The organism is Leptothrix sp. (in: b-proteobacteria) (assembly GCF_965250675.1).
GTDB lineage: Bacteria > Pseudomonadota > Gammaproteobacteria > Burkholderiales > Burkholderiaceae_C > Sphaerotilus.
In genome coordinates, this window is the sequence record NZ_CBDFPH010000009.1 from 113734 (window position 1) to 127616 (window position 13883).

General features: G+C 68.5%; 14 protein-coding genes. 9 read left to right on the forward strand and 5 right to left on the reverse strand.

Going from position 1 to position 13883, the window contains the following annotated elements:
* The first annotated feature begins 2 nt into the window (after window positions 1–2).
* Window positions 3–491, forward strand: a complete 489-nt coding sequence (locus AC5IG3_RS13880) for a 6,7-dimethyl-8-ribityllumazine synthase (protein ID WP_491906890.1) — start codon at window positions 3–5, stop codon at window positions 489–491.
* A gap of 22 nt (window positions 492–513) precedes the next feature.
* On the opposite strand, the gene AC5IG3_RS13885 is transcribed toward AC5IG3_RS13880, so the two are convergent.
* Window positions 514–1524 (reverse strand): TRAP transporter substrate-binding protein, encoded by a 1011-nt coding sequence (locus AC5IG3_RS13885; protein WP_491906891.1) that lies wholly within the window; start codon window positions 1522–1524, stop codon window positions 514–516.
* 63 nt (window positions 1525–1587) lie between these two features.
* Window positions 1588–2103 (reverse strand): gluconokinase, encoded by a 516-nt coding sequence (locus AC5IG3_RS13890; RefSeq protein ID WP_491906892.1) that lies wholly within the window; start codon window positions 2101–2103, stop codon window positions 1588–1590.
* A gap of 109 nt (window positions 2104–2212) precedes the next feature.
* Between AC5IG3_RS13890 and gntR the strand changes: the two genes are divergently transcribed.
* The 8 genes from gntR (at window position 2213) to AC5IG3_RS13930 (ending at window position 9880) form a co-directional block, all read left to right on the forward strand.
* Window positions 2213–3247, forward strand: a complete 1035-nt coding sequence (gene gntR, locus AC5IG3_RS13895) for an HTH-type transcriptional regulator GntR (protein ID WP_491906893.1) — start codon at window positions 2213–2215, stop codon at window positions 3245–3247.
* A gap of 119 nt (window positions 3248–3366) precedes the next feature.
* Complete coding sequence (locus AC5IG3_RS13900; protein ID WP_491906894.1) at window positions 3367–3663, forward strand: hypothetical protein; 297 nt, start codon at window positions 3367–3369, stop codon at window positions 3661–3663.
* Window positions 3660–4349, forward strand: a complete 690-nt coding sequence (locus AC5IG3_RS13905) for a DUF2202 domain-containing protein (protein WP_491906895.1) — start codon at window positions 3660–3662, stop codon at window positions 4347–4349. The genes AC5IG3_RS13900 and AC5IG3_RS13905 overlap by 4 nt, the downstream gene beginning before the upstream one ends.
* A gap of 321 nt (window positions 4350–4670) precedes the next feature.
* On the forward strand, window positions 4671–5636 hold the full coding sequence (locus tag AC5IG3_RS13910; protein ID WP_491906937.1) for an efflux RND transporter periplasmic adaptor subunit: 966 nt from the start codon (window positions 4671–4673) through the stop codon (window positions 5634–5636).
* Window positions 5637–5683: 47 nt separating this feature from the next.
* Window positions 5684–8920, forward strand: a complete 3237-nt coding sequence (locus AC5IG3_RS13915; RefSeq protein WP_491906938.1) for an efflux RND transporter permease subunit — start codon at window positions 5684–5686, stop codon at window positions 8918–8920.
* 21 nt (window positions 8921–8941) lie between these two features.
* On the forward strand, window positions 8942–9160 hold the full coding sequence (locus AC5IG3_RS13920; RefSeq protein WP_491906896.1) for a YgaP family membrane protein: 219 nt from the start codon (window positions 8942–8944) through the stop codon (window positions 9158–9160).
* A gap of 11 nt (window positions 9161–9171) precedes the next feature.
* On the forward strand, window positions 9172–9489 hold the full coding sequence (locus tag AC5IG3_RS13925) for a metal-sensing transcriptional repressor (RefSeq protein WP_491906897.1): 318 nt from the start codon (window positions 9172–9174) through the stop codon (window positions 9487–9489).
* An 88-nt stretch (window positions 9490–9577) separates the two neighbouring features.
* Window positions 9578–9880 (forward strand): high-potential iron-sulfur protein, encoded by a 303-nt coding sequence (locus AC5IG3_RS13930; protein ID WP_491906898.1) that lies wholly within the window; start codon window positions 9578–9580, stop codon window positions 9878–9880.
* A gap of 33 nt (window positions 9881–9913) precedes the next feature.
* On the opposite strand, the gene AC5IG3_RS13935 is transcribed toward AC5IG3_RS13930, so the two are convergent.
* From AC5IG3_RS13935 to AC5IG3_RS13945, 3 genes are read right to left on the reverse strand one after another with little or no spacing between them, the layout of a single operon-like run.
* A complete protein-coding gene (locus AC5IG3_RS13935) occupies window positions 9914–10384 on the reverse strand; it encodes an OsmC family protein (protein ID WP_491906899.1) in 471 nt (156 codons plus the stop codon).
* Entirely contained in the window at window positions 10381–12162 is a 1782-nt protein-coding gene (locus AC5IG3_RS13940) for a SulP family inorganic anion transporter (RefSeq protein WP_491906900.1), read from the reverse strand. The genes AC5IG3_RS13935 and AC5IG3_RS13940 overlap by 4 nt, the downstream gene beginning before the upstream one ends.
* Window positions 12163–12165: 3 nt before the next feature.
* The gene (locus tag AC5IG3_RS13945; RefSeq protein ID WP_491906901.1) at window positions 12166–13845 is read right to left on the reverse strand and encodes a bifunctional protein tyrosine phosphatase family protein/NAD(P)/FAD-dependent oxidoreductase; all 1680 of its coding nucleotides are present in this window, start codon (window positions 13843–13845) and stop codon (window positions 12166–12168) included.
* Between the last annotated feature and the right edge of the window lie 38 nt (window positions 13846–13883).

Sequence of the window (13883 nt, forward strand, 5' to 3'; positions counted from 1 at the left end):
CCATGAATCAGTCCACTGCCAACTCTCCCCGCACCGCTCCCCGTCTGGCCGCGATCTGCGCCTCCTGGCACAGCGACATCGTGCACCGCGCCCGCGATGCTTTCCTGGCCGAACTGGCCCAACAGGGCGTCACAGCCGAACAGGTCGAACACTTCGACGTGCCTGGCGCCTTCGAGATCCCGTTGCTCGCCCGCCGTCTGGCGGCCACCGGCCGCTACGACGCCATCACGGCGTTCGGCCTGGTGGTGGATGGTGGCATCTACCGCCATGACTTCGTCGCCACGGCGGTGATCGACGGCCTGATGCGCGTGCAGCTCGACACCGAGGTGCCCGTGCTGTCGGCCGTGCTGACCCCGCATCAGTTCCATGACCACGAAGAGCACCGCCAGTACTTCAGCCAGCACTTCGTCGTCAAGGGAACCGAAGTGGCGCAGGCTACCCTGAGCACCGTTGCGCTGCACCGTCAGGTGTCTGCGGCGAGCGCTCGCTGACACCTGACACTTGCGCCGGGCGTCACTTCCGGGCGCGAATCCGCTCCAGCTCGGCGAACATTTCCTTGGCCGTGGCCTCGCTGAATTCCTTGCTGAACTTGGCGACCACCGGCTGCAGCTTGGTGCGCATCCGGGCCTGCTCGGCAGCGGGCAACTCGGTGACCTGCATGCCTTCCTTCTTCAGCTCGGCGAGTGCCTTGTCGCTGAAGTCGCGGATGGTCTTGCGCTCGAACAGCGTCGATTCGCGCGCGGCTTCCTGCACGGCCTTCTTCTCGTCGGGCGTGAAGCCGTCCCAGGTCTTCTTGGACAGCAGCAGCACCCAGGCGCTGTAGATGTGGCGCGAGGTCACCAGGTGCTTCTGGACCTCGTAGAACTTGCTCGCCAGGATGGTGGCGCCGGGGTTCTCCTGGCCGTCGACCGCCTTCTGCTCCATCGCCGAATACAGCTCGGTGAACGGCATCGGCGTGGCGTTGGCGCCGAGGGCGGCGAAGCTCTCGATGAACAGCGGGTTCTGGATCACGCGCACCTTCAGGCCGGCGATGTCGTCGGCCTTGGTGATCGGGCGGCGGCTGTTGGTCAGGTGGCGGAAGCCGTTTTCCCAGAACGCCAAGCCGACCAGGCCTTTTTCAGGCAGCCTTTCCAGCAGTTTCTGGCCGAACGGGCCGTCGAGCAGCGCATCGGCCTCCTGCTCGGTGTTGATCGTCAGCGGAAGATTGATGACGCCGAAGTCCTTGACCAGGCTGGCCAGCGTCGAGCTGTCGGGCACCACCATCTCCTGGGTGCCGCCACGCAGCGCCGAGATCATCGTGACGTCGTTGCCCAGCGAGCCGCTGGCGTAGAGCTTGGCGGTGAGCTTGCCGCCGGTCTTCTGCGACAGCAGTTCACCGAATTTCTTGACGGCCACGCCCTGCGGATGGTCTTCCGAGAGGCCGATGCCGACCTTCAACACTTTTTGCGCCAGCGCCGGGCCGGCGGCCAATGCTGCCATCAGCGCGGCGCTCCACAGCAGGGTGCGGGTTGTCTGGATTGCCATCACGGGGTCCTTGGTGAAAGTTGAGTTGGGTTAAGAGGAAGAGGCGGAAGAGGTGGGGTCGGCTCAGGAAAGGTCCTGAATCCAGTGGCTGACCTGGGCCTGCAATTGCGGCAGCGGCTGCTGAGCGTCGACGCGCAGCACGTCCGGCTCGCCCACGGGCGACTCCAGCGTGGCGAACTGGCTGTCGACCAGGCTGGCCGAGAAGAAATGCGTCGTCTGCGCGGCACGCGCCGCCACCCGGGCCAGCGCGGCGTCGCGGCTGATGTCGATGAAGACGAAGCGCAGGCCGGGTGCGGCGTGGCGCAGGCGCTCGCGGTAGGCACGCTTGAGGGCCGAGCAGCTGAGCGCGATGCCGGCCTGCGCCTGGGCCGCGTCGTGCAGTTGCGCGGCCAGCGTGGTCAGCCAGGCGTCGCGGTCGGCGTCGGTCAGCGCCACGCCCTGGCTCATCTTGGCGCGGCTGGCCGGGCTGTGGAAGTCATCGCCTTCCACGCACACCGCGCCTACGGCCTGCGCCACGGCAGCCGCCAGGCTGGATTTGCCACAGCCGGCCACCCCCATGAAGACGATCGAGGTTTGCATGTTGAACACGTTTCAGGCCCGAAGAATTTTTTGGATAGCGCTATCCTAGATGAGAATCGCGCGCTGTCTTTTCCGTACTTACCCTCAAGCCCGAAGCGGACGCCGCCCCATGACTCCTGTTTCCAAGCGCCCGCGGGCCACTGGTCGCGTCACCCTGGCCGACGTGGCGCAGGCCGCTGGTGTGAGTCCGATCACCGTGTCACGGGCGCTGCGTGGCGAGCGGTCGGTGGACCCGGATCTGGTCGAACGCGCCCAGGCCGCTGCCCGCCTGCTCGGCTACGTGCCCGACCCGGCGGCGCGGGCTTTGGCCTCGCACCGCAGCACGCACGTGGCCGTGCTGATTCCGATGCTGTCGAACGCGCTGTTCGTCGACCTGCTCGAAGCCGTGCAGCACACGCTGCGCCGCGCCGGTTACCAGGCGCTGATCGGCATCACCCACTACGACGGCGCCGAGGAAGAACAGCTGCTGCGCGAGCAGCTGATGCATCGCCCCGCCGGCCTGCTGGTGACCGGGCTGGACCGCAGCGAGGCCACGCGCCGGCTGATCCATGACAGCGGCGTGCCCTGCGTGCACCTGATGGAAACCACGCCCGAACCGGTGGCGGGGCTGTACTGCGTCGGCCTGTCGCAGGTCGAGGCGGCTGCCGCCATGACGCGTCACCTGCTGGCGCGCGGCCGGCGCCGCATCGCCTTTGCGGCGGCGCAGCTGGATCCGCGCACGCTGCAGCGCCTCGAAGGCTGGCGACAGGCGTTGACTGACGCGGGCCTCTACGACGCGCAGCTGGAATGGCTCGACCCGGCGCCGTCGTCGATGGCGCTCGGCGGGCAACTGTTCGGGCAGATCGTGGCGCAGACCGAGCCGCCAGCCGACGCCATCTTCTTCTGCAACGACGACCTGGCGCAGGGCGCGCTGCTGGCCGCCAGCCGGCTGGGTGTGGCGGTACCGGGCCAGGTGGCGGTGGCCGGGTTCAACGACCTGACCGGCAGCGACCTGGTGATTCCGCCGCTGACCACGGTGCGCACGCCGCGCGCCGAGATCGGCGCGGCTGCTGCCCAGATGCTGTTGCAGCTGATGCGCGGCGAGCCGGTGCCGCAGCCCTCGCTGGACCTGGGCTATCGCGTGGTGGTGCGCGAAAGTACTTGATTGATCTGAGGCGTGGTGCCGGATGCGCTTTCGCAAGAGCCGCGCTTCTTCATCGGCGCACCATGAGCTTTCATTCATGAAAAATGGTGAAAGCGATGAAGACAATGCAGTCGATGGTGATGGCTTCAGCTCTCGCCCTGGTGGGCGCCTCCGCGCTGGCCCAGGGCAATCCAGGGGCAGGGCGTGGCCCCATGACCCAGGCCGGCGCCGATGACACCCCGGGCTGGTCCATGATGACGCGCACCGAGCGCAACACGCATCGGGATCAGATGCGCGCCATGAAGACCTATGACGAGTGCACCGCCTACATGGCGCAGCACCACGAGCAGATGATGGCCCGGGCCAAGGAAAAAGGCGGCAAGCCGCTGGCCGCGCCGCGTCGCGATGCCTGTGCCAGCCTGAAGGGGGCGCAATGAGGCTCGTACATCGAATCAAGTACCTGGCTTCTGCCCTGGTGGTCGCGGGCCTGTTCGCCTGTGGCGGGGGCAATGACGCGCCAGTGGTGCTCAGGGTGGAGACCAACGGCACGTCGACGCTGGACGCTGCGGCGTTGGCCGATGTGCTGGTCGACTACGCCCTGGCGCCGCTGTCTTCGGCCGAGGCGGATGGCCTGGCCTTCATGCGCGAAGAAGAGCAACTCGCCCATGATGTTTATGCCGTGAGTGCCACGCTGTATGCGGCCCAGCCGATCTTCGGCAACATCACGGCCAGCGAAGCCACGCACTCTGCCGCGATCCAGATCCTGCTGGACCGCTATCAGCAGACGGACCCGCTGGCCGGCCTGCCCAACGGCACTTTCAGGACGGCAGACTTTCAGACGCTCTATGACACGCTGACCGCAGCCAGCAGTGGCAGCCTGCTGGCTGCGACGCAGGTGGGGCTGGAGATCGAGGAACTCGATCTCCGCGACATCACGCGCCTGAATGCCAGTGTCGACAACGCCGACATCCTGCTGGTGTATGAGCACCTGCTGCGCGGTTCGCGCAACCACCTGCGCGCCTTCTGGACCGTGCTGGTTCAGCAGGGCGGGGCTTACGTGCCCAAGTACATCACCCAGGCCGAGTTCGATGCGATCGTGAGTTCACCTGTCGAGACGGGTTGATTCTTTTGGCGATCTGGGTGGGGATGATGCAGATCAATGGCTTGGCATCAGCGGCAAGCCTCCGTCCTCACTTTGCTTGTATACCCCTTGGTGTATGTTTAGGATGCTTGAACATCAGCACGACATCCTTCGCACAAGGCCTGTATGCAACGCCATTCACCCGTTTCTCAACCTCTTTCTGACGCTGGTTCCTGCCGCCGTGACGGTCACCGTGAGCCGGGGCGATGGAGGACGCTGGCACTGGCGTTGATCGTCGGGTGGGCCGGTTCAGTCATGGGTATTGCGGTGGCTGCAACTGAAGCGGCAACGGTCGTGGCAACCATGGTGATCGGCAGCCCTGCGCCAAACAGCGGCGCCTTGCTGGTGTTCGATGCCAGCGTGCAGCCGCAACGGCAGGCCACGGTTGCCGCACAAAGTGCCGGCACGGTGCTGACGCTGACCGTCAAGGCCGGCGACCGCGTCAAGGCCGGTCAGGTGCTTGCGCGCATGGATGACCGCAACGCCAGCGCGGGCGTACAGCAAGGCGAGGCCGGCATCGCCCAGGCGCAAGCCGCGCTGCGCCTGAGCCGCACGCAACTCGAACGCAGCCGTGAACTGCGCGCCCAGGGCTATGTGAGCCAGGCCGCGCTTGACAGCGCCGAGCAGCAGCACCAAGCCGCGGAGGCCGGTCTACGCCAGGCCCGGGCCGGCGCCAGCCAGGCCACGCTGGCGCGCACCTTCACCACGGTCACGGCGCCGTTTGAGGGCGTGGTGCTGGCTACCCATCTGGATGCGGGTGACCTCGCCACGCCTGGCCGGCCGATTTTCACGCTCTATGCGCCCGGCGCGCTGCGGGCGGTGGTGCAGGTGCCGGCTTCGCAGGCGGCGCGGGTTCGCGCGGCCCAGCGAGTCGAGGTGCAGCTGCCGGACCAACGCTGGGTGGTGCCAGTCAGGAAGGCCAATCTGCCGGGCGCCGATGCGGTGTCGCAGACGGTCGAATGGCGGCTCGACCTGGCCGGCGCCGACAGCGCCCAACTGGTGCCGGGTCAGGCGGTGCGAGTGCGCTTTGCGGTCACGCCGGGCACTGCGCCAACGCAGGCCGCTCTGCCGATGATTCAGAACGCCGCTGTGCTGCGGCGCGGCGAACTGACGGCGGTCTACGTCGTGCAGGGTTCGCAGTTCGTGCTGCGGGCGGTGCGCACGGGCACGCCCCAAGGCGACAGCACCGAAGTGCTGGCCGGCCTGAAGCCCGGCGAGCGCATCGCCATTGATGCCATCCGCGCTGGGCTGACCGGAGCCCGGCCGTGAGTGCGCCGCTAGGCACGGCGCCGCCGCCGCTGGGCGTGTCCGGTCGCATGGCGCGGGCGTTCCAGGCCAACGCGATCACGCCGCTGCTGGCGATCGTGGCGCTGCTGCTGGGCCTGTTCGCGGTGCTGGTGACGCCGCGCGAGGAAGAACCGCAGATCAACGTCACGATGGCCAACGTGCTGATCCCCTTCCCCGGGGCCAGCAGCGCCGACGTGCAGAACATGGTCGCGCGCCCGGCCGAACAGGCGCTGGCTCAGATCGCCGGCATCGAGCACACCTACTCGGTGGCGCGGCCCGGCATCGCCGTGCTGACGGTGCAGTTCCAGGTCGGCGTGCCGCGCACCGAGGCGCTGGTGCGGCTCTACGACGTGCTCAATGCGAATCAGGATTGGCTGCCCGCCGGCCTGGGCGCGCTGGCGCCGATCGTCAAGCCCAAGGGCATCGACGACGTGCCGGTGCTGGCCGTCACGCTCTGGAACCGCGACGGCAGCCCGGCGCTCGACCTGGCGCGCGTGGCCCATGGCATCGAGGCCGAATTGAAGCGCGTGCCCGGCAGCCGCGAGGTGCAGACCCTCGGCGGCCCCGGCCAGTCGGTGCAGGTCAACCTCGACCCGAGCCGGCTGCGCGAGCGCGGTGTCGACGTGCTGCGCCTGCAGCAGACGCTCGCCGCCGCCAACCTGGCGATGCCCGCCGGCACGGTGATCAACGCGCAGTCGGCCCAGCCGCAGATGCTGGCCATCGAGACCGGCGAATTCCTGCGCTCGGCCGAGGATGTCGCCCAGTTGGTGGTCGGCACGAACAACGGCAAGCCGGTCTACCTGAGCGAGGTGGCGACGATCGAAACCGGCGCCGCGCAGCCACAGCGTTACGTCTGGTTCACGCCAGGTTCGGCGAGCGCGGCCGAAAGCGCGGCCAGCGCCGCAACGCCCGGCGGCGTGTACCCGGCGGTGACGCTCACCGTCACCAAGAAACCCGGCGCCAACGCGGTCGACGTGGCCCGCGCCGCACGCGATCGGCTCGACGAACTGCGCAACACGCTGGTGCCCGCCGGCGTGCAGATGAGCATCACGCGCGACTACGGCGAAACCGCCGCCGAGAAGGCCAACAAGCTGATCCAGAAGCTGGCATTCGCGACCGGTTCGGTGATCCTGCTGGTGGGCTTCGCGCTCGGCCGGCGCGAGGCGGTCATCGTCGGCGCCGCGGTGATCCTGACGCTCACCGCCACGCTGTTCGCGAGCTGGGCCTGGGGTTTCACGCTCAATCGCGTCAGCCTGTTCGCGCTGATCTTCTCGATCGGCATCCTGGTCGACGACGCCATCGTGGTGGTCGAGAACATCCACCGCCATCAGCAGTTGCACCCGGGCAAGCCGCTGCTGGAGATCATCCCCGGCGCGGTCGACGAGGTGGGCGGGCCGACCATCCTGGCCACGCTGACGGTGATCGCCGCGCTGCTGCCGATGGCCTTCGTCAGCGGCCTGATGGGGCCGTACATGGGCCCGATCCCGATCAACGCGAGCCTGGGCATGGCGATCTCGCTGGCGATCGCGTTCAGCGTCACGCCGTGGCTGGCGGCCAGGCTGATGAAGCCGCACGGTCACGCCGGCGCACACGCAGCGCCGACCGGCATCGCCGCGCGGCTGCCGGCGCTGTTCACGCGCATCCTCACGCCGTTGCTCGACAGCGCACGCAAGCGCTGGCTGCTGCTGGCCGGCATCGTGGTGGCGCTGTTGCTGAGCGTGGGCCTGGCGGTGGTGCAACTGGTGGTGCTCAAGATGCTGCCGTTCGACAACAAGAGCGAGTTCCAGGTGGTGGTCGAGATGCCCGCCGGCACGCCGCTCGAGGACACCGCCGCGGCGCTGCAGGACCTGGGCGCCTATCTGTCCAAGCAGCCCGAGGTGCGCGACCTGCAAGGCTACGCCGGCACCGCCAGCCCGATCACCTTCAACGGCTTGGTGCGCCAGTACTACCTGCGCGCCGACGCCGAGCAGGGCGACCTGCAGGTCAGCCTGGTCGACAAGCACCAGCGCAGCGAGAAGAGCCACGCCATCGCGCAACGCCATCGCCCGGCGCTGGAGAAGATCGGCGCCGCGCACGGTGCGCGCATCCAGGTGGTCGAAGTGCCGCCCGGCCCGCCGGTGATGAGCCCGCTGGTGGCCGAGGTCTACGGCCCCGACGAAGCCGGCCGCCAGCAACTGGCCGCGCGCATCGCCAGCGCCTTCAGCGCCACGCCCGACATCGTCGGCATCGACACCTCGCTGAAGGAGGACGCACCGCGTGCCTTCCTGCGCGTGCAGCGCCAGCGCGCCGAGTCGCTCGGCATCCCGGTGGCCGCCGTGGCGCAGACGGTGCACGGCGCGCTGTCGGGCGTCGACGCGGCCTGGCTGCACGACGGCCAGAGCAAGTACCCGGTGCCGGTGCGGCTGCAACTGCCGCGTGAGTCGCAGGTCGGCCTGGACGCGCTGCTGCAGCTGCCGATGCGCTCGGCCAGCGGCCAACTGGTGCCGCTGTCCGAGCTGGTGCGGGTCGAAAAAGGCGTGATCGACAAGCCGCTCTTCACCAAGGATCTGCACGGCCTGAGCTACGTGTTCGGCGACATGGCCGGCCGGCTCGACTCGCCGCTCTACGGCCTGTTCGCGATCCGCCCGAAGCTGGCCGAGGCCGCGCTGCCCGGCACCGGTGAACTGGGCGAATACTGGATCCACCAGCCCAGCGACCCGTACCGCCAGTACGCCATCAAGTGGGACGGCGAATGGCAGATCACCTACGAAACCTTCCGCGACATGGGCGCGGCCTACGGCGTCGGCCTGATCCTGATCTACCTGCTGGTGGTGGCGCAATTTCGCAGCTACCTGACGCCGCTGGTCATCATGGCGCCGATCCCGCTGACGCTGATCGGCGTGATGCCCGGCCATGCGCTGCTGGGCTCGCAGTTCACCGCCACCTCGATGATCGGGATGATCGCGCTGGCCGGCATCATCGTGCGCAACTCGATCCTGCTGGTCGACTTCATCGAGCTGCAGGTGGCCCAAGGCATGGCCTTCAAGGCGGCGGTGATGAACTCGGCCGCGGTGCGCGCCCAGCCGATCGTGCTGACCGGGCTGGCGGCCACGATCGGGGCGTTCTTCATCCTCGACGACCCGATCTTCAACGGCCTGGCGATCTCGCTGATCTTCGGGATCATGGTCTCCACGCTGCTCACGCTGGTGGTGATCCCGGTGCTGTATTACGCGCTCTATCACCGCCGCTTCGAGGCGGACGAAACGCCCGCCGTCACGTCCCGCTGAACCAACCGAAGGAGCCTCACCATGACCGTCGACCGCCTGATCCGCATCTTTGCCGGCAGCTTCATCCTGATCTCGCTCGCCCTGGGCGTGGAAGGCAGCCCGCTGTTCGTCAGCAAATGGGCGCTGGCCTTCACCGCCTTCGTGGGCGCCAACCTGCTGCAGTACGGCTTCAGCAACGCCTGCCCGCTGGGCTGGATGCTCAAGAAGCTGGGCGTGCCGGAAACCCGCGCCAGCCGCTGAAAGGCCGCCCGATGGTTGACCTTGCCACACCTCACGCCGAGTCCTGTGCCGCGCCGGCCCTGCAGGACAGCGCCCAGCAGCACGACCTGCTCAACCGCCTCAAGCGCGCCGAGGGCCAGCTGCGCGGCATCCGGCACATGATCGAGCAGCAGCAGCCCTGCCTCGACGTGGCCAACCAGATGGCGGCGGTGCGCAAGGCCCTCGACAGCGCCTACGTGCGCCTGACGGTCTGCTTCATGCAGCAGCGGCTGCGCCTTGGTGACGCGCACGGGGCCGAGTTGGCGCCGCTGCTCGACGAGCTCCAGACCCTGCTGGGCAAGGTGCGTTGAGTCCCTGGTCACCTCCAATACCTGAGGATTGGCGTCAACAAGAGGCGCGGCCTACCATCCCGGCTCCATACAACCCGAGGTATTTCTCATGACAATGCAGCGACGTGTTTTCCTGATGACGGCAGCCGCCTCTGGCGCCCTGTTCAGTGCCGCCACGCAAGCCCAGGCGCTTGTCGATGAAAAAGATCCCCAGGCCGGCGCGCTCGGCTATGTGGCCGAGGCCAAGCGAGCTGACGCCAAGAAGTTCCCGAAGTACGCCGCCGGCCAGAACTGCACCAACTGTGCGCTCTACCAGGGCAAGGCGAGCGACAAGGCCGGCGCCTGTCCGCTGTTTGCCGGCAAGCAGGTGGCCGGTGCCGGCTGGTGCAGTGCCTGGGCCAAGAAGGCCTGAACGAACGCCGCAGGGTGCGGTCGCGCCGGGGCCTCAAGGCTTCAGCCGCTGCCCCTGCGCATCGCGGACCTGGATCGACAGCGCGATGCCCTGCTGCACACTCATCGAGACGGTGCAGAACTCCTCGAACTGCGCCAGAACCCGGTCGAGCCGTTCGATCTCGGCGGCGGGTTTGCCCAGTGTCAGCTCCACCGTGATGCCCTGGATGCGCAGGCGGTTGGCGGCGTTGCGGCCCATCTGGGCGGTGGCCCGGGCGACCAGTTTCCCGGGGTCCTGCTTGAACTTCTGCAGCGCGAACAGCAGGCTGGCCGACAGGCAGTTGGCCACCGCCGACAGCAGCATCTGGTTGGGCGCGGGACCGGTGCCAGTGCCCATCGGGGCGGGTTCGTCGGCCAGCAGTTGAGGCAAACCATCACCAAAATCGACCAGGAACTGGTAGCCGCTCTGGCGCGTGATGGTGACGCTGGCGGACGATTCTGCTGCTGCTGCGGAGGCTTCGCTCATGTCGGTGTGGGGCTCAAGGCGGTTGGACGGGTGGGCGTTTCGGGCGCCAGCACCTCCGGTGTCAGCGCGGCAATGGCCTGGTAGTGGGTCAGGAACACCTGGCCGCTCAGATGGTGCAGGAAGTCGGTGGGGCCCAGCTGGTCCATCACCGGGCCTTTGACTTCGGACAAATGCAGCTGGATGCCGGCGGCGCGCAGGCGGTGCTCGATCGCTTCCAGGCTCTCGAGCGCGCTGGCGTCGATGCTGTTGACGGCCGAGCATTGCAGCACCACCTGCTTGAGCGCGGGCTGCGCCGCGACGGCGTTGTTGATGCAGTCTTCCAGCGTGCGGGCGTTGGCGAAGTACAGGCTTTCATCGACGCGCAGGCTCAGCAGCGCCGGGCTGGTGCGCACGTGGTGGCGCTCGACGTTGCGGAAATGCTCGGTCCCCGGCACCCAGCCCACCACGGCGATGTGCGGTCGGCTGGTGCGCCCCAGGTGCAACACCAGCGACACGCCCACGCCCACCATCAGGCCGGTCTCGACGCCCAGCGTCAACGTGGCCACCAGCGTCGAGGCCACGGCCATGAAATCCGGCTTGGAGTAGGCCCAGGTGCGCTGGAGGATGCTGAAGTCCACCAGCGACAGCACCGCCACGATGATGGTCGCCGCCAGCGTCGCCTGCGGCAGGAAGTACAGCGCCGGGGTCAGGAACAGCGAGGCCAGCGTGATGCCGGCGGCGGTGTAGACCCCGGCGGCCGGCGTCTGCGCCCCGGCGTCGAAGTTCACCACCGAGCGCGCAAAGCCACCCGTGACCGGGAATCCGCCCGTCAGCGCCGCGCCCAGGTTGCTGGCGCCGAGCGCGACCAGTTCCTGATCGGGCGTGATGCGCTGGCGCCGCTTGGCCGCCAGCGTCTGGCCGACCGAGACCGATTCGACAAAACCCACCACGCTGATCAGCAGCGCCGGCATGGCCAGGTCGCGCCACAGCGCGGGGTCGAAGCTCGGCAGCGTCAGCGGCGGCAGGCCCTGCGGAATGGTGCCGACGATCTTGACGCCGGCCTGCTGCCAGCCCAAGCCCCAAGTCAGCCCGGTGGTCGCGGCGATGGCGGCCACCGGTCCGGCCTTGGCGATGACGTCGGCCAGCCTCGGCCCCAGCCCCCAGCCGATCAGCAGCGGCTTCAGGCCCTTGCGGACCCAGAACAGGAAGGCGGTGGTCGCCACGCCCAGGCCCAGCGTCAGCGCGTGGGTGTGGTGGGCCTGCTGCGCCAATGCCATCAGCAGCTCCAGCAGGTTGTGGCCGTCGGCCTTGACGCCCATCAGCGTCTTGAGCTGGCTGGCGGCAATGATCAGCCCCGAGGCCGAGATGAAGCCCGAGATCACCGGGTGGCTCAGGAAGTTGGCCAGAAAGCCTAGCCGCAGCACGCCCATCACCAGCAGCATCAGCCCGGACATGAAGGCCAGCGTGATGGCGCCCGTCCAATAGGCCGGCGTGCCCTGCGCGGCCAGCTGGCCGATGGCCGCTGCCGTCATCAGCGACGCCACTGCCACCGGCCCGACCGCCAGCACGCGGCTGCTGCCGAACACCGCGTACAGCAGCAGCGGCGCCACGCTGGCGTACAGGCCGACCTCGGGCGGCAGGCCGGCCAGCAGCGCGTAGGCCAGGCTCTGCGGGATCAGCATGATGGTGACGATCAGCGCGGCCACGCCGTCGCCGATCAGCGTGTCACGCGTGTAGGCGCGGCCCCAGTCGAGGATGGGCAGCCCCGGCAACCAGCGGGTCCAGGCGGCTTGTGTCATCGCTCAGCCCACCCGCTCGGGTTGCGCCATCCACTCGCGGCCCTTGAGCATGCCTTCCCAGTACAGCGGCGGCAGGATGCGTTCCTTCAGCAGCCAGGCCAGCGAGGACGGCTGGGTGCCGTCGATCAGCCACTTCGGGAAGCTCGGCGCCACCTTGCCGCCGTAGAGGAACTCGGCCAGCACGATCTTGCCGCGCTCCACCGTCAGTGGGCAGGAGCCGTAGCCGTCGTAATGCGCTGCCGCGCCCTGGAGCCGGCCCAGGGCCAGCAGCAGGTTGTGCGCCACCACCGGGGCCTGCTTGCGGGCGGCAGCGGCCGTCTTGGCGTTGGGCGTGTTGCCGGCGTCACCCAGGCCGTAGACGTTGGTATAGGTCTTGTGGCGCAGCGTGGCCGGGTCGATGTCGATCCAGCCGGCGGCGTCCGCCAGCGGGCTGACGCGGATGAAGTCGGGCGCCTTCTGCGGCGGCACGACGTGCAGCAGGTCGAAGCCGGTGGTGACCGCCTCCTTGCGGCCATCGGGCCAGGCGCGCGTGAAGGTGGCGGTCTTGGCCGCGCCGTCCACCGCCGTCAGCGTGTGGGTGAAGTTCAGGCCGATGTCGTAGCGCTTGATGTACTCCATCAGTGCCGGCACGTAGTCGGCCACGCCGAACAGCACGGCGCCGGCGTTGAAGAACTGCACGTCGATGTTTTTCAGCACATCGCTGCGCCGCCAGTGGTCGCACGACAGGTACATGGCCTTCTGCGGCGCGCCAGCGCACTTGATCGGCATGGGCGGCTGGGTGAACACGGCCTTGCCGCCCTTGAGCTGCTGCACCAACTCCCAGGTGTAGGGCGCCAGGTCGTAGCGGTAGTTGGAGGTGACGCCGTTCTGGCCGAGCGTCTCGACCAGGCCGTCGATGCCGTGCCAGTCGAGCTTCAGCCCCGGGCAGACCACCAGCTGCTGGTACTTGACGACGCGGCAGCCGTCCAGGATGACGGCGTTGCGCTCGGGTTCGAAGGCCGCCACCGCCGCCTTGATCCAGTGCACGTTGCGCGGCAGCACCGAGCCCATGGCGCGCGCCGTGGTGACGGGGTCGAACACGCCCGCGCCCACCAGCGTCCAGCCCGGCTGGTAGTAGTGCACGTCGGCCGGGTCGATGATGGCGATGTCCAGGTCGCCGTCGCGCGCCAGCAGGCTGGCCGCGGTGGAAATGCCCGCCGCGCCGGCGCCGATGATGACGATGTCGTGGCTCGCCTCGGCCACCTCGACCGGCGTCTTGCCGCCGTTGGCGATGCGGCGCACCAGCGCCTTCAGGTCGAAACCCGCAGCCTTGGCGATCTCGATGATCTGCGGCATCGGCCGCTGGCGGGCCTGCGACAGCGCCCACATCGTGGTCGAGCGCATGCCGGTGCGGCAGTAGGCCAGCACGGGTTTCGGGCACGCCTGCATCAGCGCGCCAAAGGCCGCGCCTTCGGCGTCACTGACCTTGCCCGACTCGGCCGGCAGGTAGTGCGTGACCAGCCCGAGCGCCCGGGCAGCCTGTTCGATCTCATGGAAGTTGGGCTGATCGGCACCCTCGCCATCCGGGCGGTTGCAGATGACGGCGCGGAAGCCGGCAGCCGCCAGCGCCTTGAGGTCGGCTGCGTGGATCTGCGGCGCCACGGAAAGCTCGGGCGTGAGGGGGCGAAGGTCCGATGCGGTCATGTCTGTCTCCTGTTGTTGTCGCGGTCGTGGGGGTGCGG

Excerpts from the sequence above, each read along its gene's own strand:
- AC5IG3_RS13905 (WP_491906895.1), top strand. The coding sequence starts at position 3,660 with ATGAGGCTCGTACATCGAATCAAGTACCTGGCTTCTGCCCTGGTGGTC.
- AC5IG3_RS13930 (WP_491906898.1), top strand. The coding sequence starts at position 9,578 with ATGACAATGCAGCGACGTGTTTTCCTGATGACGGCAGCCGCCTCTGGC.
- AC5IG3_RS13920 (WP_491906896.1), top strand. The coding sequence starts at position 8,942 with ATGACCGTCGACCGCCTGATCCGCATCTTTGCCGGCAGCTTCATCCTG.
- AC5IG3_RS13880 (WP_491906890.1), top strand. The coding sequence starts at position 3 with ATGAATCAGTCCACTGCCAACTCTCCCCGCACCGCTCCCCGTCTGGCC.
- AC5IG3_RS13945 (WP_491906901.1), bottom strand. The coding sequence starts at position 13,845 with ATGACCGCATCGGACCTTCGCCCCCTCACGCCCGAGCTTTCCGTGGCG.
- AC5IG3_RS13935 (WP_491906899.1), bottom strand. The coding sequence starts at position 10,384 with ATGAGCGAAGCCTCCGCAGCAGCAGCAGAATCGTCCGCCAGCGTCACC.
- AC5IG3_RS13885 (WP_491906891.1), bottom strand. The coding sequence starts at position 1,524 with ATGGCAATCCAGACAACCCGCACCCTGCTGTGGAGCGCCGCGCTGATG.
- AC5IG3_RS13890 (WP_491906892.1), bottom strand. The coding sequence starts at position 2,103 with ATGCAAACCTCGATCGTCTTCATGGGGGTGGCCGGCTGTGGCAAATCC.
- AC5IG3_RS13900 (WP_491906894.1), top strand. The coding sequence starts at position 3,367 with ATGGCTTCAGCTCTCGCCCTGGTGGGCGCCTCCGCGCTGGCCCAGGGC.
- AC5IG3_RS13915 (WP_491906938.1), top strand. The coding sequence starts at position 5,684 with ATGGCGCGGGCGTTCCAGGCCAACGCGATCACGCCGCTGCTGGCGATC.
- AC5IG3_RS13940 (WP_491906900.1), bottom strand. The coding sequence starts at position 12,162 with ATGACACAAGCCGCCTGGACCCGCTGGTTGCCGGGGCTGCCCATCCTC.
- gntR (WP_491906893.1), top strand. The coding sequence starts at position 2,213 with ATGACTCCTGTTTCCAAGCGCCCGCGGGCCACTGGTCGCGTCACCCTG.
- AC5IG3_RS13925 (WP_491906897.1), top strand. The coding sequence starts at position 9,172 with ATGGTTGACCTTGCCACACCTCACGCCGAGTCCTGTGCCGCGCCGGCC.
- AC5IG3_RS13910 (WP_491906937.1), top strand. The coding sequence starts at position 4,671 with ATGGTGATCGGCAGCCCTGCGCCAAACAGCGGCGCCTTGCTGGTGTTC.